Below are 23741 nucleotides of genomic sequence, written 5' to 3' on the forward strand. Positions count from 1 at the left end.
ATCATCCTCGGAGCTGGGTGGGCATGACGTGGATGACGAGCAGGTACGGCTGCGCGGCGTCGGCCGGCTGGACCTCGAGCGCGATGATCTCCGGCTCGCGCCCTCGTTCATCGGGTCCGATGTAGAGCCAGGCATGGGCGCCGCTGCTGGTGCTGACCGGCGTGGGGTCGGTCGTGGCCAGCACATGCCGGGCGGAGGCCCGGCCGATGCGGTGCCTCCTCGCCGACTGGGTGAACCGAACCTCCCTGCGGCCAGTATTGTCCGACATAATGGCTCCGGTCAAGAGCGGCCGGTGTCGGCTTGCCGGCGTTGGGCGTCGATCCAGGAGTGCAGCTCGTCGCGGCGGTAGAGAACACGGCGGCCGAGTCGGAAGCTGCGCGGGCCGGTGCCCAGGTGGCGCCAGTACCGGAGCGTGGCGACGGGGGCGCGCAGCAGCTGGGCGGCCTCGGCGATGGTGAGCAACTCGGACGCGAGCTCGGCGGTGTGCTCAGGGCTGGGAGTCTGGTCGGGCATGGCTGTCTCCGGGGCTCGAGGGGTGTGGGCGGGGATTCACCTGTAGAAGGCGTCGTTTCGCGGCCATTGGTGACAGTCCACAGCCAACCTCTCCGGTCTTTCTCCGGATTTCCTCCCGCAGGCTGCCGTGCCCACGATCCGGTACGAGCGGCGCCCGAGGTCAGCGTCCGATTTCGGGGCCGGCGCCGGTGGACCGCAACCGGTAGAGGACCGGCTCCGGCGGACGCATGCTGCCCGTCGGGTCCGGTGGGGATGCCGCGGAGGCTGCCGTCCGGCGGGCGGCGCGTTCAGCGTCGTGGCCGACGCGCCAGGCGTCGCGCTCCTGGGCCAACCTGTCGGCCGGTTGGGTGAAAACGGCCGGCTCGGCGGTGAGATGGGCGATGCGTGCCCGGGCGGCGGTGAGCTCCTGCCGGGTGGCGGCGATGCCTAGGTCCAGCTCGGCGAGCCGGGCCTCGGGCTCGGGGGTCCAGGCGGCCGGTTCCAATCCCCGGAGTCGCCGGTCGCGTTGGCGGTGGGCCTCGGCCAGCGCGGACCGGGCCTGCGCGTGCTGCTGCCGGGCGGTGTCCGCTTCCCCGCGCAGGGCGGCGTGCTCGGGGTGGGCCTCTTCTGCCTCCTTCCGGGCGGAGGTGTCGAGCGCAGCCCACAGCGCGGGCCGGTCGTCGAACCAGCCGGCCAGGCGCACGAGCTCCTTCGCATCGCTGGGCAGGGAGGGAACGTGGGTGCGCCACCGGTCGGCCCAGTCGGCGAGCCGCTCGCCGGCGCGGGCGACCGCGCCCCGGCGCAGCCCGAACCGGCCGGCCCCGTCGAGCACGACCTTCGCCGCCGCGCGGACGGCGCCACGTTCGCCGTCCCAGGAGCCCAGCAGTCTGTCGCGGATCCGGTCGGCGTCGGTGGCGACCGCGGCCGCGCTGGCCTGGGCCCGCTGGTGGGCCTGCTGGGCGGCGATCGCCGCCCGCTCTCGGGCGGCCTCCAGCCTCGCGAGTTCGCCGGCGTGGGGAGCTTCGAGCGTGACCACCTCCCGTAGCTGGTCGCGCTGCGCCTGGTAGAAGTCCAGCCGATCCAGGCAGTTCTGCTCGACGGTCCACGCCCGGTGCAGGTCGGCCACGACCCGCTCCGGCGGACGGGGCGGGGAGTAGCGGGCGGCCTCGGCGGCGGCCTGTTCGGCGGCATGGGCGGGGCCGAGGTCGGCGCGGTCACGGGCGAAGACGGCGACCCAGTGCTCCCGCGCCTCCCCCGCGTCGGCGGAGACGAGGTGGGCGCTGTTGGCCTCGCGTCCTCGGGTCATCCCGACGTACGCCGACGCGGCGCCGGTGTGCTCCCCGACCACCAGGTGCGCGGCGGTGACGGTGTCGCCCTGGACGCCGTGGGCGGTGGTGGCGTAGGCGAGCTCGACGTGCGCGGTGACGTAGTCCGCGGGCAGTACCCGGGTCCCTGGACCGTCGGGGGTGACACCGCCGGACCCGTCATCGGGGACGGTGCCGGTGGGGGTGACAGCGACGAGCAGTCCGCCGCGGCGGCCGACGGCGGTGACGACCCAGACGTCGCGGTTGGCGACGTCGAGATGACGGTCGTTGCGCCGGGTGGCGATCCGGTCCCCGGCGCCGATCCGCTCCCCGGCCCCGGTAACGACCACCGTCCGGTCATCGACCCGGCCGGCGGCCACCAGCCGTTCCCGGATGGCATTGTTGAGTTCGGCGGCCTGCTCGCGGGTGTCCACCACCACGGCCACCCGGCGGCATTCGGCATAGGACTCGGCGACGGTGGCGGCCAGCGTGTCCTGCAGCGCGGCGGCGTCGGGGTGCAGCTGGATCTGGCCGCGGGCGAGGAGGGCGTCGAAGACGGCGCCGGGGTCCTCGCCGGTGCGCATGGCCAGGGTCAGCTCGGCGTAGCCGGTGTCGGGTGTCGTGCGACCCTGCTCGTCGGTTCGGGTGAAGCGGTGCACCGCGTCGAGTGTCAGGTGCGCGGCGGGGTCGGCCTGGGCGATGGCGAGATCCAGGACGCCGCCGCGGCCGACCGCGGACAGCTGGTGCCGGTCGCCGAGCAACGCCACCCGGACCTGGCACTCGTCGGCGACAGTCAGCAGGGCGCGGGCGGTGTCCTGATCGAGCATCCCGGCCTCGTCCACCAGCAACAGATCCCCGGGCCGCAGCCGCGCGGCCTCGCTCGGCCCGGCGTAGACCCGGCCGGTCGCCGGGTCGAGCTCGCCGACGGTGAGCCGGGTCCAACGCCCCTCGTCGTTCCAGCGCCAACCGTGCTGGAAGGCCAGAGACGCCGCCGACCCGGCGGCCGCCCCCACCTCACCGGCGGCCACCTTGGCCGCCTTGCGCGTGGGGAGTGACCACCACCAGCCGGCGGCCCCGCGCCTCGAGCAGGCCGCGGGTGGCGGCCAGCGTGGTCGTCTTGCCCGCCCCGGCGGCGCCCTCGACCACCACCAGGGGCCGGTCGCCGGAGAGCGCGACGACCGCCGCGGCCTGGCCGACATCCAGCCGGCCGGCGGGTGCAGCGCGCTCGACCGGGACCGCAGGGCCGGTGTCAGGTACGGCGCGAGCGGCGAGCCGGGTGGTCAGGTCGGTCTCGACGTCGAGGACCGTTCGCGAGGTCCAGGCGCGGATGTGCTCCGGTACCCCGTCGCGGTCCAGCAACGGCATGCAGTGGTCCATCGCGCGGGCGGTGAGATCCTCGGCCAGTTCGATGCGCACCGCGGCGTCGGCGACGACGCCTTCGGCGGCGATCAGCCGCTCGGCCTCGCCCCGGATGTCGGCGGCGTTCCACGCCGACCGGCCGGCCGCGAGCCGGGCCAGTACCCGGTCCACCGCCTGCTCGCGGTCGAGCGCGCCGATCGGGCTTGGGGCCAGGTCGACCGGGCCGACCGGGTCGCGGTAGCCGAGGGCAAACAGCTCGGCCCGCCAGCGCGCCTCCAGCCTGACCCCGGGCTGGGCGGTGACCTTGTCCGGGCGGCCGTCGGCCCACGCCCGAGCGTCCCAGGATCCGCGCAGCCCCGGCCCGGGGGATTCGCCGGGGTGCGCCGCGGTCCATTCCCGTTCGTAGCGGTCCACATTCCGGGCGATCTGCGCGTGCCGTGCGCTGAACGGGCCCGCGTAGTCGGCGACCTCCTGAATTTCTCCCGTAGCGCCCTTCCGGTAGCCGTGCGCGGCGAAGGCGGCGTTCAATTCCGGGTCGCACGCCATCGCGGCGTGCCCGATCCCGTTGATCGCGCCCAGGAAATCGCGGATACCGACGGTGTGCAAACCGCGCCACTTCCCGGCCGCGAAAACCCGGGACAGCAGCTGCAGGTGCAGATGCCAGTGCGGGTCCTCCGCGCGGGAGGTGTAGTGCCGCACCGTGGCCGCCTCCAACACCTCCAGCGGTACCTGCACCTGGCCGCCGCGCGGCCCGACCCGGGTGGTGGCGTGCTGGGAGAGCCAGGCGATGATCTGCCCTGCCGCCCGGTCCTGCGCCGCCTCGTACGCCCGAGCGATCTCCGGGTGCAACGCGGCGGCCAGCGACCAGGTTTTCGGGCCGTTGACCACCACCTCGGCGAACCGCACCGCATGCTCGTCGCCGCGCAGCTGCCCCCTCGGCTCACCCGTCTCCGGGTCGCGGCCGGCCACCCACGTCTCGTAGCTGTCGCCGGTCAAAGGCGCCAGCTCGGTCACGCGACCGGCGGTGGCGGTGAAGCGGCGAGCCACCCCAGTGCCCTCGGTGAGGTAGTAGTCGTCCGCCCGGCCCCGGTCGGCCTCCACGTAGTGCCGGGCAGCCGCTGGCGCGCCGGCGTAGATCTTGATTCCGCCGTGCATTTTCAACGCCACCCGACAATAGCCAACGAGTCACCCCTAGAAACGCCACTGGGCCCCGCGAAGCGGGGCCCGAGCTACCTCAAAAGGTAGCATTCGTGCCGCTATTAGGTGAAGGCCTGAGCTTGCACGGAAAAGGCCGGAGTGGCGGGCGTAAAGTCGTCGCGGGCGCCATGGCGTTGGCCGTTTACGGCGATCGTCGATTGCGAGCAGGTCGCGTTCTTCCCGGCTACAGGGCTGATGACGATCAGCTCCGCGATGCACCGGCTCCCGTCACGCGGCCCCCTGCGACACGGTGGCGTGGATGTTGAGCGGCTGACAGACGACGAGGCTGCCACCGTCCAGCAGGGCATCCCGGTTGTCCTCCCCATGCGGGAAAATTCACCGGGCGGGTCTTAAGGGACGGCGGACGAGGGGCACCTGCTGTGTCCTGCGGTGTTCCCAGTAGGGGTTCCGGCTTCGGGACGGTCGACTCGAGTCGTGGGGGACCACCATGCGTGGCCGCGCGCAGTTGATGCTGCCGGTTAGCGTGTCCGCCGTGGAGTTCGATGCCGAGGCACCTGTGGCCTACCTAGGCGGCGACGACGTCATCGACGTGGAGCACCCCAAGGTGCAGGAACTCGTCATGCACCTGGCCGGGCAGGCGCCGGCCCCGGTCGAGTACGCCCGCAGCGCCTTTACATGGGTTCGCGACAACATCCGCCACTCCCTGGACGCCCAGGACTCCCGCGTGACCATCACGGCATCGCAGACCCTGCACGAGGGCGTGGGCCTCTGCTTTGCCAAGGCCCATCTGCTGGCCGCTCTCCTGCGCGCCCGTGGGATCCCCACTGGTCTGTGCTACCAGCGCCTCGCCGACGGAACCGGTTACTGCGTACACGGGCTGATCGCGGTGCACGTGGAGGGCGTCTGGCACCGGCAGGATCCTCGCGGCAACAAGCCCGGCGTGGACGCCCAGTTTGACCTCACCCAGGAGCGGCTCGCCTGGCCCGTCGATGTTGATATGGGTGAGGTGGACTATCCGCAGATCTTCACCGCCCCGCACCCCAAGGTCTTGGCCAGCCTCCGCGGGGCCGACGATGCCTTGGCCCTGTGCGACGGCGGGCTCCCCACCCAGTTGTAGGACCAGCTGGCAACCAGTGGACGAGCCGCCGCAGCCAGCTCGCTCCGTGGCAGTCCGGTGGGCTCGGACAGGTGACGCGCGAAGGCCGACCAACTAGCCCGTCCCCCGGAAGCGAAACCCTCAGCGGTCGCTCTCGTCAGGTGAGGAGACATCCGGCTTGGTGTCCCAGAGGGGATCCCGCTGGGACCATCTTCGGCCCAGGCGGCAGCTTGGCGGACTGGGGCCGTAGTGGGCGAAGGGCGTGCCGCCCGGAGGTCATGGTCTGGGTGACCGTGAGTGCAGCCGGGGTGATCTGCTGGGAGGAGCGGAACCCGGCACTGGTCGACCGGGTTCCGCTCCTGTCGCCGCCCGCCGGTATCGGCGGTTCTTGGCGATGTCCAGCTAGTGATCTGACGGTGGCGCCTCCACGGCAACCGCGTCAGTCTCGAGGGGCACGGAGTCCAACGGGTGCTCGCTTTCGTCTCGTGCCAGGCGACCAGCGGTCACGGCGACGACCGCGGCGAAGGCCGGGACGGCCGCCGCGAAAAGGAAGATGACCGGTATCGGGACGACTGTCGCCAGCGGCCCGGCGAGGGCGATCGACAGTGGCATGAGGGCGATGGAGACGAAGAAGTCCAGGCTGGCGACGCGCCCGATCATGTGCGGAGGCACGCGGCGCTGCAGCAGCGTGCCCCAGATGACCATGCCGGCGCCGGTCGAGGCTCCGATAACGAACAGGCAGGCCAGCAGCAGCCAGAAGGCGCTGGTGAGACCGACGAGCGCCAGCGGCAGGGTTCCGGCTCCCCAGAGCAACACCATGGTGGTGAGGTAGCGGCGCGGCAGACGCAGTGAGGACATCACCAGCGATCCGGCGGCACCGCCGACGCCGTAGGCGGCCAGCAACAGGCCGAAGGCCTGCTCCCCGTTGGAGAACTCCTCCCGGACCCGGAACGGCAGGAGCACCTCCAGCGGCCCCATGATCGCCAGCGTCATGACCGAGGCGAACAGCAGCGTCCACAGCAGCCATCGAGTGCGTACGACAAACGTGACGCCGTCGCGGAGCTCGGTGAGCAGCCGCGGGCGTGGCGTGGCGTCTCCGGCCGTCGGGGGCAGGTCGTGCCGTGTGCTCAGCAGGAGCGTGCAGCTCAGGGCGACGGCGGACAGCACCGCGGCGACGAGGGCGCCGACTCCGGGCATGGTGGCGCCGACGACCGCTCCGCCCAGGGCGGGGCCGAGGCCTTGCTGCATGGTCGGGCGGAGCGCTCCTTCCAGGCCGTTGGCAGCCAGCAGTTCCTCGCCCGGCAGCACCTGGGGAAGGTAGGCGCTGTAGGCCGGGAAGGTGAACGCGCTGCCGGCGCCCAGCAGGGCCGAGGCGAGCGCAAGGTGCCACAAGCCCACCGCTCCGCTCAGGGAGAGCGCGGCGACGGCGCTGAGGGTGAGCGTGTTGAGCAGTTGGACAGCCACGAGCACCATGCGGCGGGGATACCGGTCGGCGGCGACGCCACCGACCACGGCGAAGGCCAGCAGGCCGGCGCTGAGGCAGGCACCGACCGCAGACAACGCCTGGGGGCGGTCGTCGATGGCCAGTACCTGGAAGACCATCACGATGGTCCACATGCCGATGGCGCACAGGGACGTGGCGAGGAAGCCGAACAGCAGCCGGTAGTCGCGGTGGCGCAGCGGACGTAGTGCGCGCCAGCCGGCCAGCCGGCCGGGCCCTTCTGCGGTCGGGAGCGGCTGGTGGTCGGTGAGGGGATCGGGAGAAGTCATGAGGCGAGTCCTTCGCATTGTTCGGGGGAAGAAGGGGACGTGGTCTCGATCGCCAGGCGGGGCCAGGCGTCGAGGTCGTGTTGCAGCTGCCGGTCATGGGTGGCGACGACTACGGCCGCGTCGGTGGCCTGAAGGGCCTCGGTGAGCTCGTCGACCAGAGCGATCGACAGGTGGTTGGTCGGCTCGTCGAGAAGCAGCACCTGAGGGCGGCTCGCCAGCGCGAGCGCCAGGTCCAGCCGCCGCTGCTGACCCATTGACAGGTCCCCGACCGGCCGGCGCAGGTCAGCTGAGCGGAACAGCCCCAGACCTGACAGCGAGACGGCCGCGCCGCCGCCCCCGACGCCGGTCTGCACCAGGTGCTGTATGTGCGCGGCGAAGACCTCTGCCGCCGTTCGGGTGTCCGCGCGCGGGGACTCCTGACGCAGCAGGCGCACGCGGGCGGCCAATGAGCGATGGACCCGGCCCGCGGTGGGCGGTAGCTCGCCGGCGAGAACCGCCAGCAGGGTGGACTTCCCGGCACCGTTGGGGCCGGTGATCACCAGCCGCGAGCCGGACTGGACCTCCACGCTGACCGAGTGCGGCAGCCGACCGGTAACCCGGACGTCGTCCGCCCGCAGCAGAACGACACCCGGCCGGCCCGGCAGTGGCGGCATGCGGAAGCGAAGCGGCGGCTCCGGTGCATCCACCACGTGGCGCCGCAGCTCCTCCTGGCGGCGGTGCACCGCGCGCACCAATCCCGGGGCTCGGGTGGCCCGCTGGTGCTTGCCGGTGCCCTTGTCCGGCCGCCAGCCGGTCTGCAACCGGTGCTGCGCCTGAGAGAGGTCGTGGGCCAGGCGGGCCTGCTCGGCCTGCTGCTCGTCGAACTCCACCTGCCAGCGCGCGACCTCGGCGCGGCGTCTGGCCTGGTAGCCGGCGAAGCCGTCTCCGTAGACACGAGGGCGGCCGTCCTGGCTAGGGTCCAGGTCGAGAACCGACGTGGCGACGTCGGACAGCAACGCCCGGTCGTGGCTGACCACGACTACCCCGCCCGGATGACTGCGCAGCCGGTCGGTGAGGAACGCCAGGCCGGCCGCGTCGAGGTGGTTGGTGGGCTCATCCAGTAGCAGGAAGTCATGCCCCGCGCCGAGCAAGCAGGCCAGCCGAACCCGGTAGCGCTGCCCCACTGACAGCTCCGCCAGCCGTCGAGAACGGTCGGTCACCGCCCCCAGAGCCTCCAAGGCCACGTCGACCCGACGGTCGGCGTCCCAGGCATCCAGCACCTCGGCGGCGGCCAGCGCCGTGGCGTACTGCTCCTCCGCGCCGGGTGACCCGTCGGCCAAGGCGGCGGAACTCACCTCGAGCGTTCGCAGCGCCGACCGTGCTGCGGCCAGCTCATTCTCGACCGCGTCGGCGACGGTGGCGCCGTCGTCGGCCCGCAGTTCCTGCTCGGCCACCCCGATAGTGCCGATGAGGTGCACGGACCCGGCGTCGGGCGGCAGGGTCCCGGCCAGGACATGCAGCAGGGTCGACTTGCCGCGGCCGTTCTCGCCGACCACACCCCACCGGTTTCCTGGGGCCACGGTCAGCGAGACCCCGTCGAGGACGAGGTGCCCGCCGCGTTGAATGCGTACTTCTTGAACTGACAGTTGCGCCTGCGCGCGCGCAGGCAAAGATTTCGTGATCGTCACTGTTCCTCCGGACGGAGGCACACCCAAGCCCTGAAGAGGGAGAAGGGGGTGTGCTTCGTACTGACCCGGCCGCCCAGGCAGCCGATGACAGGTCAGGACGACCCGCGGACTCGCTCAACAGCGAGGCGGGGCCGTCCGAAGGTTGGTCAGAGGAACAGCAACTGAGGCACGGAAGCACCCTAGGCAGCGGGACAAGCGCTGGCAAACGCATTCCCCCCGAAGTGGTCGATCCGCTCCTCCCCTTTCTGGCATCGCGGCGGCAGGCGTGGGACAGCCAGTGCGCTTCGACGTGCTATCGCTCGAACGGCAGGCAACTTGCGGCCTCCCGATGCCACACCGTCACGACAGCAGGTTCTCCGCGGTAGCCGCGCCCGGCGGATCGGCGATGTCCCGTGACCTCCTGCCGAGGTGTCAAGCCGACGGGCCGGTCAGTCCCCGAACGCGCGAAGTGTCCGGGTGACGTGTGCGCGGACCCAGTCCGGGTCGATCGGCTTGGTCCTCAACAGCCATCGGTGGAACACCGGCCCGTAGAGCAGCTCTGCAGCGGCCTCGGCGTCCTCGACACCTCCCCGCGCGATCCGCCGCTCGACAGCCCGGAATTGCGGCTCCAGCAGACGGACGCGGAGCTGCTCAGCGAGATTCTCCCGGGTCTGGATCTCTGCGGTCACCGCACGCAACAACCGATCGGTCGCCGGATTGGTCATTTCCTCGGCCGTGGTCAGAAGAAGGTTTTCCAGATCGCGGGCCAGGTCTCCCGTGTCCGGGACGTCGATCTCGCCGTCCTCGTCGGTGCTGCGGGCCAGCAGCGCATCGAAAAGGATCGCCGCCGTCGAGGGCCAGGACCGGTACAGAGTCTGCTTGCTCAGCCGGGCCCGCGCCGCTATGCCTTCCATCGTCACAGCCGCGTAACCGCCCTCGGCAACGAGCGCGAGGACGGCATCGTGAACGCGAGCGACCGTACGGGCTCGTGCCACGAACCCACCATAGCAAACGAGACGGTCCGTCCAGTTCTGGTTATGGTGGGCGCATGACTACGGAACTGACCTGGCTGGTGACCGGTGCGAGCCGGGGACTGGGGCAGGCGCTGACCACCGCAGCGCTGGAGGCGGGGCACCGAGTCCTGGCCACCGTCCGGGGCGAGCACTCGCTCCCGTCACACGAGAGACTTCTCGTGCATCGACTGGACGTCCGCGACCGCGACGGCGCGCACGCCGCCGTCGCTCGCGCACAGGACCACTTCGGACGTCTCGACGTCCTGGTGAACAACGCAGGCTATGGACTGGTCGGCGCGGTTGAGGAAGTGGCCGAGGAGGAAGCCCGGCAGATCATCGACACGGATCTGCTGGGAGCGCTCTGGCTCACGCAGGCCGCCCTGCCGGTGATGCGCGCCCAGGGCGCTGGCCACATCGTGCAGATCTCCACCGTCGGTGCCGTCGGCACGATGCCGACCCTGGGGCTATACAACGCGGCCAAATGGGGGCTGGAGGGCTTCAGCGAAGCGCTCGCCGCGGAGGTGAGCCGGTTCGGCATACGCGTGACCATCGCCGAGATCGGCGGAATCGACACCGACTGGGCCACGGGCAGCATGCAGTTCGCCGCCCCCATCCCCGCCTATGACGAACTACGTAACGAGCTGTTCGGGAGCCCTGTCGTCCCGTGGCCGAGCACCGGCGGGACCGGAGGCGGCACACCGCCCCAGGAGGTAGCGACAGCGATCCTGCGACATGTCACCGACCCGCAGGACGACCGCCTTCGGCTAGTCGTCGGCGACGATGCAGCCGAGCAGGTGCTCGCAGCCCTCCGACTGCGCCACGTCGACTACCAGCGCGATGAACGATTCCACGGGGCCTTCTGACGGGCCGAGGACCGCTGCGTAGCCGGCCGCGGTGGTTGAGGCAGTCCGCGATGATGAAGCGACCGCTCGGATGAGGAAGTGATGACGACGCGACCGACCCTGTACCTGACCGTGGGACTGCCAGGCACCGGGAAGACCACAGAGGCGCGGCGCATCGAGGCCGAGGAGAAGGCGCTCCGCCTCACGAAGGACGAGTGGGTCAAGGCCCTCTACGGGCTCGCGAACCCGCCGTCGGCCTCGGACGTGATCGAGGGACGGCTCATCGAGATCGGACTGCGCGCACTCGCGCTCGGCATCAACGTGGTCATCGATTTCGGACTCTGGAGCCGAGAGGAGCGCTCCGCTCTACGCCAGGCAGCGGCCGACCTGGGTGCGGCGGTGGAGATGCGTTACTGCGAACTCACACCGTCTGAGCAGAGGCGCCGGCTTGACCGGCGCCAAGCGGAAGAGCCGCACACGACATGGCACATGTCCGACGAAGAGCTCGCAACGTGGGCTGCCGTCATTGACGTCCCGACGCCAGCGGAGCTGGACGGCAGCGAAGGTGTCAGCGATCCACCGGAAGGGTTCACGACGTGGGACGAGTGGCGCAGGCATCGCTGGCCTCCGTCGATCTTCTGACCCCAGGGTCACAGGCCGCCGCGTTACCAGCCGACGGTGCGCGAGCATTCGTCGTCCGTCCCGTCTTGGTGGTGTATTTCCTTGTGCGGGGCCCACAAGCGGATCCCCTTGTGGTGACGGTGGGCCGAGCCGCCGCCTGTCCCTGAAGGCGGCGGCGGAGGGCGACAGGGGCGCCCCTGATGACCCAGCAGGACGCGTGCCTCGTGTCAGGCAGCGCCGCGGTGCCCGGCTGGGAGGACCTGTCAGCGGAGCCGGTTACGGTCGCATCATGGCGTTTGACGCGCACGTCCTTCGAGTTCTTATCGCCTCGCCGGGCGACACGACCGAGGAGCGCGACGCGGTCGAGCGCAGCCTTCATGGCTGGAACGCCTCACGGGCCGAGCGCGAGCAAGTGCTCCTGCTGCCCGCCCGGTGGGAGACCGACGCAGTACCCCGCCTGGGCGGCTCCGGGCAGAGCGTCATCAACGAGCAGTTGGTCGACCGGGCGGACATCATCATCGCGCTCTTCGACTCCCGCCTTGGCCAGGCCACCGAGGAGGCGGTCTCCGGCACCGCGGAGGAGATCAAGAGGGCCCACGAGGCGGGCAAGCCGGTGCACGTCTACTTCTCGGAGGAGCCTCTCCCGCGAAACGTAGACGAGAAGCAGTTGACAGCCCTGCGCAGGTTCCAGGCGTCGCTGGAGTCCCAGGGCTTGTTGGGCCGTTACGCCAACCCCGAGGACCTCGGCTTCCAGGTCAGGAACGCCGTCGAGCATGACCTGGAGCACCTGAGCCTGGGGGCGGTGGTGCCCAGGCGCCCGGCCGAGGAGCACGCCATCCTCCGCGCCACCTACGAGTTCGAGCGCGAGCCCGAAACAGACAGGCAGGGCCGGACCAGGCTCAAGACGCGGCGCGAGCGGATCCGGATCACTAACCATGGCTCGGTCACCGCCGAGAAGGTCACCATCGCCCTGGAGTCGCTGGGCGACAGCAACGCGCCCATCCTCCATGGAGCCGAGGTCCAGCCCGACATCATCGCGACGAGTTACTACGACTATCCGGTGATCACCTACGCGGGTTCCGGCAGCGTGAACGTCGTCCTCACCTGGCACGAGGGCGACGCCGAGCAGACGGTTACCCAGGCACTCGTGGTCTGACCCGACCCGGGCCACCGGTAACTCGCCCGGTCTGCTGCGCCACCTGAATCCGTGGCCGACCTCCCACTTGGAGGTAGGTCATCAGCGCGTCACGCGCCGCAGTACTCAGCAGCATCCATCCTCGGGCAGTGCTGCCATCTGAAGCGGAATCGGTCCGCAGCGGGATCGGCGACCGGTGCCCCGGAAACTGACGTGTTACGCCCATCTCGGAAGGATCCGGCGGGGTGCCCCGACGCCTGCTGGCTGCCGGCACGACCGGCCACCCGCACCGGAGGCATCTGTTTTGGCGTCCGACTGCTTTCGAGTCATTGGTGGTCGGCCTCAATTTCCGAGTCTGCAACTCCTCTCATTCGATCAACGAAGTCCGCATACAGGTCTGGATGCGCACGGCGCAGAACCTTCCAGTGGAGGTCTTGAACCGAGTCGATGGCGTCAGGCACGGAGGCGTCCTGCTGGCGAGTGTGGTCTTCGATAAGGTGCATCTCGATCGACTGCGCCGCCTTACGAACGAACGAGTCGATGCCCTCGGCGGGGATCGAAAGCGGCGTCAGGATGGTGTCTCCGAGGCGATCAACGTAGAAGCCGGCCTGCTTGTCCGCGTTGCGCCTTCGGGCAGCTTCTTCGAAGGTGACCAAGTCCGCTGGGAAGTAATACTCCTCGCGACGGCTGGCGTCCCAGAACCCGCTGAGACCGGAGGTAAACTGTTCAGCAGCCTGCAGTTTCTGCAAGTGGGGGAGCCGTCGGGTGCTCATCTCTGGGGGAAGCAAGATGGGGCCCGACGGAGACGGGGGTTGGCCGTACAGGCCCAGTGGCCGGCTCCACTCATATTGGGCCGCCTCGTAAAGCCATAATGCCTTGGCCAACTCCTCCATGGCCAGCACCAGCAGCGCTTGCGCCCTACCGGCGCTGGCGTGTGCCGCGAGGATCGCGCCATCTTCCAGCAGCGCGCAGGCGTTGGCCACCAGCGTCTTCCACCACCGCCGGGCGAATTCGGGGCTGACTTCCTCTACCTGCTCCTCTTGTGCCATCAACGTCCAGCATGCTCTCCCGCGGAGCTCGCCGGGCACGTCGTCAACCGCGCAGACTGATGCGGTGTCCCAGGGAAGGATCCGCTTGAGCGCGTCCGGCGCGGCGATCCTCTTGCGGTGATCACCTGACCGGCATACTCGGCGCTTCGTACGGCTTGAAGGTCCCCGACGCCCATCCACACAGTTCTGGTCGCTTTCCACAACCGACCCCCATCCGGCTGCGGCGGGTCGGGTGAAGGGTGGGCCGCAGGCCCATCCCGCAGGGACGCGGAGCGCCCTTCGGGCGAACCCGTCGCAGCCGGCATCCTGAACCGGCTGTGGAGCGGCGCCGTCGTCCCGACACGGTCCGGGTGGGGCCACCCCGATCGTGCGCCCTGAGTCCGCACCCAGTCCGCAAATAGTCCGCAACTCAGCCGAATCTGGCCGTTACCAACCAGTAGCCTTCAACGGAAAATCCGCAGGTCAACCCCCATATTCGACGAAGTCCATGATCAGTCCAACACCGGCGAACTGTGCCCGGCGTACAGGCCGACTCGTCCGTCGCCCCGCCCCGCCCGGGGTCGGTCGACCCTGGTCCAGGGGAGGCGGCCGGCGCTAGCGTCGGCCGTCCCACGGGGGCCGACGGTGGCGACGGGAGGCTCGCCGTGTTCGTCCAACTCATCCAGGGCAGGACGTCGGACGCCGAGGGGTTGCGCGCGGCGATCGACGGGTGGCGCCGGGACCTGGCGCCCGGCGCGATCGGCTGGCTCGGCAGCACCGGCGGGGTCACCGACGACGGCCGGTTCTTCGCGCTGGCGCGCTTCGAGTCGGCCGAGGCCGCGGCCAGGAACTCCGAGCGGCCGGCGCAGGACCGCTGGTGGCGGGACACCGAGCGGCTGCTCGACGGGGAGGCCGACTTCGCCGAGAGCGAGGACGTCCAGGTCGAGCGGGTCGGCGACATGGACGCGGCCGGTTTCGTCCAGGTCATGCGCGGTCGGGTGACCGACCGGGCGCGGGCCCGCGAGCTCGTCGCCCAGCTCTCCACCGGTGAGATGGCCCGGCTGCGCCCGGAGATCCTGGGCAGCGTCCTGGTCAACCACGGCGCCGACGGCTGGACGCAGACCATCTACTTCACCTCCGAGGCCGCAGCCCGCGAGGGCGAGCGCATCGAGCCGCCCGAGGAGGTCCGGGCCGTGCTCGAGGAGCTGATGGCGCTCGGCGACGGCCCGCCCGAGTTCCTCGACCTGCGGCAGCCGATCCTGCACGCGCCGTCCCCCGAGACGGACCTGCCCGGGCCCCGGGCGTCGGCCGAGAGGGCCGAGGAGGCCACCCGCACGAGCTGACCCGGGCCGGCTGGTCGCCCCACTCCGCGAGATCTGCACAGTCGGGCCCCCAGGACGCTCGAAAGCCCCGAGTGTGCAGATCTCGCGGATCAGGGGGCGAAGGTGGCGCGCACCAGATCGCGCAGGTGCTCGTCGGGGATGCCGGCGGCCTCGGTGTGCGGCAGCTTGAGCGTGCCGCGCTCGCCGCACAGGTGCGGGTGGCGATCGCAGAAGCCACCGCTGCGGTCCGCGCTCCACCCGTAGAGCGACAGCCCGTGCTTCCACACGCCGACGTGCAGCCGTCGCTCGCCCACCACGAAGGTCGGCATCCGGTAGGCCCAGGTGACCGTCGCCTCCGGGTGCTCGGCGCGGAGGAGCGCGGCGAACCGGTCGAACAGCGCACGCCCGGCCGGGTCCAGGGCGTCCACGTAGTCGCGCACGGCCTGGTCGGGGGAGTTCATGCGCCCACTGTGGCGCAGCCGGGGCCGCCGGGGAGCCTCCCGGACGCCGGGCAGCCGCTGTGCCAGGGTGGCCGCCGTGTCCGTGCTCCCCGCCGTCGTCCTCGGCGTCGCCGGCGTCGGGATCGGGACGGCGGTGGACCGCGCTGCGGCGCGCTACCCCTGGCCGAGCCGGCCGAGCGCGGCCGGCCTGCTCGGCCCCGGACCGCGAACCTCCCGCCCGCCGGTCGTGGAGGTCATCGCCGCCGCGCTGCTCGCGGTGATCGGGCTGCGCTTCGGCTGGTCACCGGAGCTGCCGGCCTACGCGTGGTTCGCCGCCGTCGGCCTGCTGCTCGCCCTCGTCGACCTGCGCGTGAAGCTGCTGCCCAACCGCATCCTGCTGCCCGCGACCGTCGTCGCGGTCGCCCTCCTCACCCTCGCGGCCGTGCTCGACGACGCCTGGCCGGACCTGTGGCGCGCCCTGCTCGCAGGCGCTGCGAGCTTCGCAGTCCTGCTCGTCATGGCGCTGCTCGCGCCGACCGGGCTGGGCATGGGCGACGTCAAGCTCGCGGGCCTGCTCGGGCTGGTGCTCGGCTGGTTCGGCTGGCCGGCCGTGCTCCTCGGATTCCTGCTCGGCTTCCTGGTCCAGGCGGTGCTCGGCCTGGCCCTCCTCGCCGTGCGGCGGGCCGACCGCGGCACCGAGCTGCCCTTCGGCCCCGCCCTGCTCGCCGGCACCGTCGTGGCGGTACTCCTGTCGGGGGACTGGGCCGGCCTGTAGGCGTTTCCGCACGCTCAGTGATCACGTTCGGTCACCGGAACGGGCGACGCAGTGTCACCGGTTCGGGCTCCTCGGTGGGGCCGCGACGGCCCCGAGCGCCCGTTCGGTGGTCCCCCCTCCGAGTGACGACGTCGGCCCAACCCCTCGTCGTGCGGCCGGCGGCCCCCGATCTTGGGGAAGCCGCGACCCCGGTCACCACGGCCCGACAAGTCGACGGCGGACCTCCTAGGAGATCACCGTGATCAACCCGTTCATCGCTCTGCAGCTGCTCGCCTCGATGGCCGAGGACCGCATCGCCGAGTTCAAGGCGAACGAGAAGGGCGCGACCGCGGTCGAGTACGCGCTGATCGTCGGCGCCGTCGCCGCCGTCATCGTCACCGCGATGGTCGCGTTCAAGGGCAAGCTCGAGGGCCTGTTCAACAGCATCAACGTCGGTGGCTCCGGCTCCACCACCGCGCCCTGACGTAGCGCCCTCGGGTCGTGGTCGGCGGCGTGCCCGCCCCCGTGCGAGCACGCCGCCCCACGCCCCCGCGCCGCCGCCCCCTGTCCCCGGGCCGGCGCAGCCCCCTCCGCCCCGCACCCCACCCAGCACAGGAAGGAGCCCGCGAGGTGTCCAGCCAGAACCGCACGCACGTGCCCGGCCGGCGCCGGGTCGCCGCCCGCCTGCTCGGCGAGCGCGGTGCCGCCGCGGTCGAGTTCGCGCTCGTCGCGCCGGTGCTCCTGCTGCTGCTCTTCGGCATCATCGAGTTCAGCAAGGCCTTCAACAACCAGGCGACGCTCTCGTCGGCCGCCCGCGAGGGCGCCCGGTCGATGGCGCTCGGCCACACCGTGGCCGAGGCCCGTGCCGCCGTCCGAGCGACGCTGCCGGCCGGGTTCACCCTGCCCGACTCGCAGATCACCATGTCGCTGCCGTCGTGCACCACCGCCACCGGGACCAACCCGACCGTGACGGTGACCGTCCGCTATCGCCAGAACGTCGTCGCGGGTCTCGTCCGCGGCGCCGGCTTCGACCTCACCGGCAAGGCGGCCATGCGATGCGGCGGCTGACCCTGCGCACCCGCCTGGGCGACGAGCGCGGCGCCGTCGGCGTCATGGTCGCCCTCCTGCTCGTCCCGCTCCTCGGCTTCGCCGCCATCGCCGTCGACCTGTCGGCCGTCCAGTCCGAGCGCGCCCAGCTGCGCAACGGCACCGACGCCGCCGCCCTGGCCGTCGCCACCGACTGCGCCTGGCGGCCCGACTGCGGCGACGAGCTCGGCACCGCGACCGCGCTCGTCTCCGGCAACTCCGGCCAGGCCGGCGCGACCGTGTCGACGCCGACCGTGCAGCTCGGCCCCGTCGGCTCTCAGGGGCAGTCGGTCACGGTGACGGCGACCGCCCAGCAGAAGCACTGGTTCGCGCCGGTGCTGGGTCGCAACGCCTCCACGGTCTCCGCCGCTTCCACGGCGGCGTGGAGCGGTACGAGCCGGGCCACGGCGAAGCTCCCCCTGGCCATCGGGCGGTGCGAGTACGACAAGCACCGCTCGCGGCCCAGCGTGTCGATGGAGGCGAGCAACTCCGGCTGCACCGGCGCGGGGCAGGCGAACATGCGGTTCGTCTGGCTGGCCACCGACTCCGGCTCCGTGTGCCAGACCACTGCCAGCGTCGGCGCTCAGGTTGCTCGGTCGGCCGGCGGCGCCACGAGCATGCCCAGCGCCTGCGCGAACCAGAGCCAGTACCTGTTCGACCTCGTCGGCACCACGGTCCTCCTGCCGGTCGTCGACGACAGCCAGGGGTCGGCGACCAGCTATCGGGTGTACGGCTTCGCCGCCTTCAAGGTGTCCGGCTACGACCTCGGCACCGGCAAGAGCTGGGCGCAGATGAGCTGGTTCGAGCGGCTTCTCGCCATCATCGACTTCCTCATCCGGCTCTTCACGGGTCAGGGCGGCGGCAGCGAGAAGGGCCTCGTCGTCGAGGGCTCCCTCACCACCCACGTCCAGCTCTCGGACGCACGAATCCAGACATCGGCTCCCGACCTGGGTGCCCGGTCCGTCTTCCTCACGGAACAACGGTGATTGCCATGCAACGTCGAGTCCTCGCCGCGATCGCGGCCTTCGCGCTGGCCCTGGTCGGTGCGTTCCTGCTCATCAGCTACGTCAGCAGCGCCGACGACCGGGCCCGGGCCGACGAGCAGACCATCCAGGTCCTCGTCGCCCAGGCGCCGATCCCCAAGGGCACGCCGGCCAACCAGCTCGAGGCCAAGGTGGCGCTCCTGGACGTGCCGGTCCGGCTCGTGCCGGACGCCGAAGGCGCGATCACCGACCTCGCCGAGCTGGGTGACACCCCGTCCGCGACCGCGATGCTGCCGGGCGACCAGCTGACGAAGGCCCGGTTCGCCGGCGACGACGCCGTGGGGCAGACGAGGGACGACGGCCGCGAGGCGGTCAGCGTGACCCTCGACGTCCAGCGGGCCGTCGGCGGCAGCCTCGACGAGGGCGACCGCGTCGCGGTCTACCTGACCCGCACCGCCCCGGACGGCGTGAGCACCAGCGAGCGCCTCTACGAGGACGTCGAGGTGACCCGCGTGAGCGAGGTCGAGGCCTCGGGCGTCAACGGCGGCGCCGTGACGGTCACCCTCGCCCTCACCCCCGAGCAGGCCGGCGCCGTCGTCGCCGGCATGTACGACAACGCCCTGTGGCTGTCGATGGTCGACGCCACCTCCACCTCCGGGAGCGACAAGTGAGCCAGGTCCTGATCATCGGCGCGGACACCGCGCTCGAGCAGCAGTTCGCCCGGGCCACCGACGGCGACCTGGTCCAGCTCACCGTCGAGCACCTCGACGTCCACGGCGGGCTGCTGGCCCGCATGGAGGAGGCCGGCTTCCCCAACGTCGTCGTCCTCGGCTCCGACGTGGCGCTGGAGCGGGCCCTCGAGCTCGCCCAGGCGGTCGACCTGAGCCGCCCGGCGACCAGCGTCGTCATCGTCGCCCGGGCCGACGCCGACCTGTGGGTGACGGCGATGCGTGCCGGCGTGCGCGACGTCCTCGCCCCCGACGCGGGCCTGCCGGAGGTCACCGCCGTCCTGGAGCGCGCCGACGAGCGCGCCCAGACCCGGCTGCAGGCGACCCTGCAGGAGACCTCGCGGGTGCCCGACCACCGGCTGATCGTCGTCGCCTCGCCCAAGGGCGGGGTCGGCAAGACCACCGTCTCGACCAACCTGTCCGTGGGTCTGGCGCAGTCGGGCCTGGGCTCGACCGTGCTGGTCGACCTGGACATGCAGTTCGGCGACGTCGCCAGCGCCCTGGCGCTCGCCCCGGACTACACCCTGCCGGACACCGTGCACGGCGCGGCCAGCACCGACCCGCTGGTGCTCAAGACCTTCCTCAGCCGGCACCCCAGCGGGCTGTACGTCGTGGCCGGCAGTGACTCGCCGGCCTCCGGCGACGCGGTCTCCGCCGAGCAGGTCGCCCGGCTGCTGGAGACGCTGAGCCACGAGTTCCGGCACGTCGTCGTGGACACCGCCCCCGGCCTGTCCGACCACACGCTCGTCGCCCTCGAGCGCGCCACCGACCTGGTGCTCATGAGCAGCATGGACGTCCCCGGCGTGCGCGGGCTGCGCAAGGAGCTCGACGTGCTGCGCGAGCTGGACCTGGTGCCGGACCAGCTGCACCTGCTGCTCAACATGTCCGACCCGGCCGGCGGCCTCTCGCTGGCCGACGTCGAGAAGGCCGTCGGCGCGCCGCTGGACGTCGTGCTGCCGCGCAACTCGGCGGTCACGCTGTCCACGAACACCGGCGTCCCGCTGCTCCAGGAGAGCAACCGCGACCCGGTCAGCCGCGGGCTGCGCCAGCTGCTGGGCCGCTTCCTGCCCGCCACCGAGGAGCGCGCCACCGGGCTGCTCGGCCGGCTGCCCTTCCGGGCGGGCTCGCGGTGAGCCTCACCGAGCGCCTCGCCGAGGCGCGCGGGGAGCAGGCGCTGGGTGCCGACCCGGTCCGGCTGGCCCGCGAGGCGGCGGCCGAGGAGGCGCGCAGCCTGGCGGCCCGCGTCGAGACGACCGCGAAGAAGCGCGGCGACGGCGACGTCGTCCGCCCGGCGACCGAGGTCGGCTCGCCGGGGGAGGGGCTCAACCGGCTCCGCGAGCGCGCCACCGTGGCGCTGTTCAACCGGCTGGGCGCCAAGCTCAACGACCCGGACCTGCCCGAGGAGCAGCTGCACGGCCTCGTGCGCGCCGAGCTGCAGCGGGTGCTCGCCAACGAGCAGACGCCGCTCTCGGCCGAGGACCGCACCCGGCTCACCGCCGACGTCACCGCCGAGGTGCTCGGGCACGGGCCGCTTCAGCCGCTGCTGGACGACCCGACGGTCAGCGAGATCATGGTCAACGGACCGGACATGGTCTACGTCGAGCGGGCCGGCAAGCTCACCCGCTCGACGGTCACCTTCGCCTCCGAGGACCACCTGCGCCGGGTCATCGAGCGGATCGTCTCCCGCGTGGGGCGCCGCATCGACGAGTCCTCGCCCCTGGTGGACGCCCGCCTGGCCGACGGCTCGCGCGTCAACGCGATCATCCCGCCGCTGGCGTTCGGCGGCTCGTCGCTGACCATCCGGAAGTTCGCCCGCAAGCCCTTCCAGGTCAGCGACCTGGTCGCCTTCGGGACGATGTCGCCGGAGATGGCCGAGCTGCTGCGCGCCTGCGTCGAGGCCCGCCTCAACATCATCGTGTCCGGTGGTACCGGCACCGGTAAGACCACGCTGCTCAACGTGCTGTCCTCGTTCATCCCCGCCAACGAGCGGATCATCACGATCGAGGACGCCGTCGAGCTGCAGCTGCAGCAGGAGCACGTGGTCCGGCTGGAGTCCCGCCCGGCCAACATCGAGGGCAAGGGCGCCGTCGGCATCCGCGACCTGGTGCGCAACTCGCTGCGCATGCGGCCCGACCGCATCGTCGTCGGCGAGGTCCGCGGCGGCGAGAGCCTGGACATGCTGCAGGCGATGAACACCGGCCACGACGGCTCGCTGTCCACGGTGCACGCCAACTCGCCGCGCGACGCGGTGTCCCGCCTGGAGACCCTCGTGCTGATGGCGGGCATGGACCTGCCGCTGCGCGCGGTCCGGGAGCAGGTCGCCTCGGCCGTGGACGTGATCGTCCAGATCAGCCGGCTGCGCGACGGCACCCGCCGGGTCACCCACGTGACCGAGGTGCAGGGCCTGGAGGGGGAGACGGTGACCCTCCAGGACGCCTTCCTCTTCGACTACTCGGCCGGCACCGACCTCAACGGCCGGTTCCTCGGCAAGGCCGTCCCCACCGGCGTGCGGCCCCGCTTCGCGGAGAAGTTCGCCGACCTCGGGATCTCCCTGTCGCCGCGCGTCTTCGGCGCCGGCACGGAGCGGCCGCGGGTGCGGGGGAACGCCTGATGGACCCCGTCGTGCTCCTCGGGGTGACCGCCCTGGTCGCGGCCCTGACCCTCTCGGTCGGGCTCGTGGCCGGGGGTGGTCGCGCCCGCGTGCCGCTGGTCCGCCTGGACCCGGCCGCTGCGCCCGCCTCCACCCGGCTGGCCGGTGCGCTCGACGACGCCACCGCGGTGGCCGACCGGCTGCTCAAGCGGCTCGGTCGCCAGCACCTGCTGGAGACGGCGCTGGAGCGGGCCGGCATCACCCGCCGGCCGGCGGAGGTCGTCGTCCTCACCGCCGTCGGCAGCCTCGTGGCCATGATGGTCGGCGGCGTGCTGGGCGGCCCGGCGCTCGCCGTGCTGCTCGCGCTGCTCGCGCCGCTGGTCGCCAAGGTCGTCGTCGGCCGCTACCGCAGCCGCCGGCAGGCCGCGTTCGTCGACCAGCTCGACGACACGTTGCACCTCATGTCCAGCAGCCTGCGGGCCGGGCACAGCGTGCTGCGCGCGGTGGACGCCGTCTCCCGGGACGCGCAGTCGCCCACGGCGGAGGAGTTCGCCCGCGTGGTCAACGAGACCCGCGTCGGGCGCGACATCAACCTCGCCCTGGAGGAGGTCGCCGAGCGCACCGGCAGCGAGGACTTCGCCTGGGTCGTGCAGGCCATCGCCATCCACCGCGAGGTCGGCGGCAACCTGGCCGAGGTGCTGGACCGCGTGAGCACCACCATCCGCGAGCGCAACCAGATCCGCCGCCACGCCGAGGCGCTGTCGGCCGAGGGCCGGCTCTCCGGCATCGTCCTCATGTCGATGCCGTTCGCGCTGTTCCTGCTGCTCAGCCTCGTCTCGCCGGACTACACCGCGGTGCTCACCGGCACCGGCTCCGGCCGGGTGCTGCTCGTCGCGGCCATCTCCCTGCTGACCATCGGCGCCCTGTGGCTCCGCAAGACGGTGAAGGTGACGTTCTGATGCCCACCACGGTTGCTCGTCGGCGTGCTGCTCGTCGTGGCGCCCGCCGGCTACCTGCTGTCGGTCGCGTTCGGCACCTCGGGCCGCACCCTGGCCATCGCCCGCCGCAACCTCACCCGCGGCCTCGGCGCCCGGGTCATCGAGGTCGGCTCGCTGGAGTCCCGCGGCACCGGCCTGGACGCGCTGCTGCGCGTGCTGACTCCGGACCGTGCGGCGGCGCGCATGCGCCGGCTCATCGAGCTGGCCGGCTTCGCCGGCGGCCGCAGCATGAGCCGCGCCCTGTGGGCCAAGCTGGTCGGCGGCGCGACCGGCGCCGTCGTCGGGTTGCTGCTGCTGGCGGCCTCGCCCGGCCTCTTCTCCCTCGTGGTCACGGCCGGCCTGGCCGCCGGCGGGTACCTCGTGCCCGACGCGATCGTGTGGGGCCGCGGCAAGGAGCGCCAGGAGGCGATCCGCAACGAGCTGCCCGACACCCTGGACCAGATGACGATCGCCGTGGAGGCCGGGCTCGGCTTCGACGCCGCGCTGGCCCGCGCCGCTGCCAACGGCAAGGGCGCGCTGGCCGAGGAGCTCAGCCGCACGCTGCACGACGTCACCGTCGGCCGCCCGCGCCGGGAGGCCTACAACGCCCTCGCCCGGCGCACCGACGTGGAGGACCTGCGCCGCTTCGTCGCCGCGGTCAACCAGGCCGACTCCTACGGCATCGCCATCTCCGACGTGCTGCGGGCGCAGGCGGAGGACCTCCGCGACAAGCGCAAGCAGCGGGCCGAGAAGAAGGCCATGGAGATCCCGGTCAAGGTGGTCTTCCCGCTGATGGTCTGCATCCTCCCGGCGCTGATGATCGTCGTCGTCGGGCCCGCGGTCATGGACCTCGTCCGCGTGCTCTGACGGTCAGCTGCGGGGTTGGGCGGGGTTGGTCGGGTCGCCGTGCGACGGCGGGTTGACCGGCGGGCCGGAGGTCGCCTCGGAGGCCTTGGACCCGCCCTCGGGCGCGGCCGGCGCGTCGGCACCGCTGGCGCCCCGACGGATCGCCGCCGGAGGGCTGCGCCCCGTTCCTCAGGCTGCTCAGCCGGCTCTCCATGACGCGGACGACCTGGAACCGGTTCCCGTGCGCCTTCTCGTAGTCGAGCAGCGTGGTCAGGTCCTCGACGCCCAGGCTCCGGATGCGGGTGGTCAGCGAACCCACGGGCAGGTGGTCGTAGTCCTTCAGCGGCAGATCGCGCTCGGGCACGTCTCGTCCTCTCGGCAGGTGCTCGTCCTCGGTCCCGGTCGGCCTACCCCCGGGCCCGGGATCCGACACGGGTGTGGGCCGGCGGCCGGTGGGTAGGCGGCTCCCAGGCGTCCCCGACGCACCCGCACCGGAGGAGGAGTCCCCGTGACCGACCCGCACCAGCCCGCGCCCACCGAGCAGCAGCGGT

At 71.9% G+C, this 23741-nt stretch carries 22 protein-coding genes and 1 pseudogene; 14 read left to right on the forward strand and 9 right to left on the reverse strand.

Translation table 11 applies throughout. From position 1 onward, the window contains the following. Position 1 precedes the first annotated feature (1 nt). The 3 genes and pseudogenes from JKP75_RS06615 to mobF form a co-directional block, all read right to left on the reverse strand. Positions 2-184 (reverse strand): hypothetical protein, encoded by a 183-nt coding sequence (locus tag JKP75_RS06615; protein ID WP_200492082.1) that lies wholly within the window; start codon positions 182-184, stop codon positions 2-4. 95 nt (positions 185-279) lie between these two features. Continuing rightward, entirely contained in the window at positions 280-513 is a 234-nt protein-coding gene (locus JKP75_RS06620) for an AlpA family transcriptional regulator (protein WP_200492081.1), read from the reverse strand. A 160-nt stretch (positions 514-673) separates the two neighbouring features. Next, positions 674-4298, reverse strand: a pseudogene (gene mobF, locus JKP75_RS06625) (MobF family relaxase). A 547-nt stretch (positions 4299-4845) separates the two neighbouring features. Here mobF and JKP75_RS06630 point away from each other — a divergent pair. Further along, positions 4846-5430 carry a transglutaminase family protein gene (locus tag JKP75_RS06630; protein WP_200492080.1) on the forward strand — a complete coding sequence of 195 codons (585 nt, stop codon included), beginning with the start codon at positions 4846-4848 and terminating at the stop codon, positions 5428-5430. Positions 5431-5811: 381 nt separating this feature from the next. Here JKP75_RS06630 and JKP75_RS06635 read toward each other — a convergent pair whose 3' ends face one another. The 3 genes from JKP75_RS06635 to JKP75_RS06645 form a co-directional block, all read right to left on the reverse strand. After that, positions 5812-7179 carry an MFS transporter gene (locus JKP75_RS06635; RefSeq protein WP_375539227.1) on the reverse strand — a complete coding sequence of 456 codons (1368 nt, stop codon included), beginning with the start codon at positions 7177-7179 and terminating at the stop codon, positions 5812-5814. Then, entirely contained in the window at positions 7176-8846 is a 1671-nt protein-coding gene (locus JKP75_RS06640) for an ABC-F family ATP-binding cassette domain-containing protein (protein WP_309229580.1), read from the reverse strand. Before JKP75_RS06640 ends, JKP75_RS06635 begins: the two co-directional genes overlap by 4 nt. 428 nt (positions 8847-9274) lie before the next feature. Further along, positions 9275-9820 (reverse strand): TetR/AcrR family transcriptional regulator, encoded by a 546-nt coding sequence (locus tag JKP75_RS06645; RefSeq protein ID WP_200492077.1) that lies wholly within the window; start codon positions 9818-9820, stop codon positions 9275-9277. 53 nt (positions 9821-9873) lie between these two features. Between JKP75_RS06645 and JKP75_RS06650 the strand changes: the two genes are divergently transcribed. From JKP75_RS06650 to JKP75_RS06660, 3 genes are all read left to right on the forward strand, one after another. Further along, positions 9874-10701 carry an SDR family NAD(P)-dependent oxidoreductase gene (locus JKP75_RS06650; RefSeq protein WP_200492076.1) on the forward strand — a complete coding sequence of 276 codons (828 nt, stop codon included), beginning with the start codon at positions 9874-9876 and terminating at the stop codon, positions 10699-10701. A gap of 81 nt (positions 10702-10782) precedes the next feature. After that, on the forward strand, positions 10783-11322 hold the full coding sequence (locus tag JKP75_RS06655; RefSeq protein WP_200492075.1) for an ATP-binding protein: 540 nt from the start codon (positions 10783-10785) through the stop codon (positions 11320-11322). Between the two features lie 268 nt (positions 11323-11590). After that, on the forward strand, positions 11591-12457 hold the full coding sequence (locus tag JKP75_RS06660) for a hypothetical protein (RefSeq protein WP_200492074.1): 867 nt from the start codon (positions 11591-11593) through the stop codon (positions 12455-12457). A 305-nt stretch (positions 12458-12762) separates the two neighbouring features. On the opposite strand, the gene JKP75_RS06665 is transcribed toward JKP75_RS06660, so the two are convergent. Beyond that, positions 12763-13485: an AbiV family abortive infection protein gene (locus tag JKP75_RS06665; protein ID WP_200492073.1), complete on the reverse strand. Its 723-nt coding sequence runs from the start codon at positions 13483-13485 to the stop codon at positions 12763-12765. Positions 13486-14129: 644 nt separating this feature from the next. On the opposite strand from JKP75_RS06665, the gene JKP75_RS06670 reads away from it, so the two are divergent. Then, entirely contained in the window at positions 14130-14807 is a 678-nt protein-coding gene (locus JKP75_RS06670) for a hypothetical protein (protein WP_200492072.1), read from the forward strand. Between the two features lie 89 nt (positions 14808-14896). Here the strand turns inward: JKP75_RS06670 and JKP75_RS06675 are convergent, their stop codons facing one another. Continuing rightward, complete coding sequence (locus tag JKP75_RS06675; RefSeq protein WP_200492071.1) at positions 14897-15247, reverse strand: DUF1801 domain-containing protein; 351 nt, start codon at positions 15245-15247, stop codon at positions 14897-14899. A gap of 76 nt (positions 15248-15323) precedes the next feature. Between JKP75_RS06675 and JKP75_RS06680 the strand changes: the two genes are divergently transcribed. The 9 genes from JKP75_RS06680 (at position 15324) to JKP75_RS06720 (ending at position 23211) form a co-directional block, all read left to right on the forward strand. Next, positions 15324-16001, forward strand: coding sequence for an A24 family peptidase (locus JKP75_RS06680; RefSeq protein ID WP_309229581.1), 678 nt, complete (start codon positions 15324-15326; stop codon positions 15999-16001). A 238-nt stretch (positions 16002-16239) separates the two neighbouring features. Continuing rightward, complete coding sequence (locus JKP75_RS06685) at positions 16240-16464, forward strand: Flp family type IVb pilin (RefSeq protein WP_309229582.1); 225 nt, start codon at positions 16240-16242, stop codon at positions 16462-16464. A 146-nt stretch (positions 16465-16610) separates the two neighbouring features. Next, on the forward strand, positions 16611-17048 hold the full coding sequence (locus JKP75_RS06690; protein WP_309229583.1) for a TadE/TadG family type IV pilus assembly protein: 438 nt from the start codon (positions 16611-16613) through the stop codon (positions 17046-17048). Beyond that, entirely contained in the window at positions 17036-18052 is a 1017-nt protein-coding gene (locus JKP75_RS06695) for a TadE/TadG family type IV pilus assembly protein (protein WP_200492069.1), read from the forward strand. Before JKP75_RS06690 ends, JKP75_RS06695 begins: the two co-directional genes overlap by 13 nt. A 5-nt stretch (positions 18053-18057) precedes the next feature. Further along, entirely contained in the window at positions 18058-18720 is a 663-nt protein-coding gene (locus JKP75_RS06700) for a Flp pilus assembly protein CpaB (protein WP_200492068.1), read from the forward strand. Beyond that, entirely contained in the window at positions 18717-19910 is a 1194-nt protein-coding gene (locus JKP75_RS06705; RefSeq protein WP_309229584.1) for an AAA family ATPase, read from the forward strand. The genes JKP75_RS06700 and JKP75_RS06705 overlap by 4 nt, the downstream gene beginning before the upstream one ends. Next, positions 19907-21388 carry a CpaF family protein gene (locus tag JKP75_RS06710; protein ID WP_200492067.1) on the forward strand — a complete coding sequence of 494 codons (1482 nt, stop codon included), beginning with the start codon at positions 19907-19909 and terminating at the stop codon, positions 21386-21388. Before JKP75_RS06705 ends, JKP75_RS06710 begins: the two co-directional genes overlap by 4 nt. Continuing rightward, a complete protein-coding gene (locus JKP75_RS06715) occupies positions 21388-22326 on the forward strand; it encodes a type II secretion system F family protein (RefSeq protein WP_200492869.1) in 939 nt (312 codons plus the stop codon). The genes JKP75_RS06710 and JKP75_RS06715 overlap by 1 nt, the downstream gene beginning before the upstream one ends. Positions 22327-22350: 24 nt before the next feature. Next, positions 22351-23211, forward strand: a complete 861-nt coding sequence (locus tag JKP75_RS06720) for a type II secretion system F family protein (RefSeq protein ID WP_309229585.1) — start codon at positions 22351-22353, stop codon at positions 23209-23211. Here the strand turns inward: JKP75_RS06720 and JKP75_RS06725 are convergent. Next, the gene (locus JKP75_RS06725; protein ID WP_242472817.1) at positions 23186-23554 is read right to left on the reverse strand and encodes a hypothetical protein; all 369 of its coding nucleotides are present in this window, start codon (positions 23552-23554) and stop codon (positions 23186-23188) included. The genes JKP75_RS06720 and JKP75_RS06725 overlap by 26 nt on opposite strands. Positions 23555-23741 lie beyond the last annotated feature (187 nt).

Origin of the sequence: Blastococcus sp. TML/M2B, from assembly GCF_016612865.1 — a bacterium.
In the GTDB taxonomy this organism is placed as follows: domain Bacteria; phylum Actinomycetota; class Actinomycetes; order Mycobacteriales; family Geodermatophilaceae; genus Blastococcus.

Excerpts from the sequence above, each read along its gene's own strand:
- JKP75_RS06620 (WP_200492081.1), bottom strand. The coding sequence starts at position 513 with ATGCCCGACCAGACTCCCAGCCCTGAGCACACCGCCGAGCTCGCGTCC.
- JKP75_RS06635 (WP_375539227.1), bottom strand. The coding sequence starts at position 7,179 with ATGACTTCTCCCGATCCCCTCACCGACCACCAGCCGCTCCCGACCGCA.
- JKP75_RS06650 (WP_200492076.1), top strand. The coding sequence starts at position 9,874 with ATGACTACGGAACTGACCTGGCTGGTGACCGGTGCGAGCCGGGGACTG.
- JKP75_RS06655 (WP_200492075.1), top strand. The coding sequence starts at position 10,783 with ATGACGACGCGACCGACCCTGTACCTGACCGTGGGACTGCCAGGCACC.
- JKP75_RS06660 (WP_200492074.1), top strand. The coding sequence starts at position 11,591 with ATGGCGTTTGACGCGCACGTCCTTCGAGTTCTTATCGCCTCGCCGGGC.
- JKP75_RS06665 (WP_200492073.1), bottom strand. The coding sequence starts at position 13,485 with ATGGCACAAGAGGAGCAGGTAGAGGAAGTCAGCCCCGAATTCGCCCGG.
- JKP75_RS06675 (WP_200492071.1), bottom strand. The coding sequence starts at position 15,247 with ATGAACTCCCCCGACCAGGCCGTGCGCGACTACGTGGACGCCCTGGAC.
- JKP75_RS06695 (WP_200492069.1), top strand. The coding sequence starts at position 17,036 with ATGCGGCGGCTGACCCTGCGCACCCGCCTGGGCGACGAGCGCGGCGCC.
- JKP75_RS06700 (WP_200492068.1), top strand. The coding sequence starts at position 18,058 with ATGCAACGTCGAGTCCTCGCCGCGATCGCGGCCTTCGCGCTGGCCCTG.
- JKP75_RS06715 (WP_200492869.1), top strand. The coding sequence starts at position 21,388 with ATGGACCCCGTCGTGCTCCTCGGGGTGACCGCCCTGGTCGCGGCCCTG.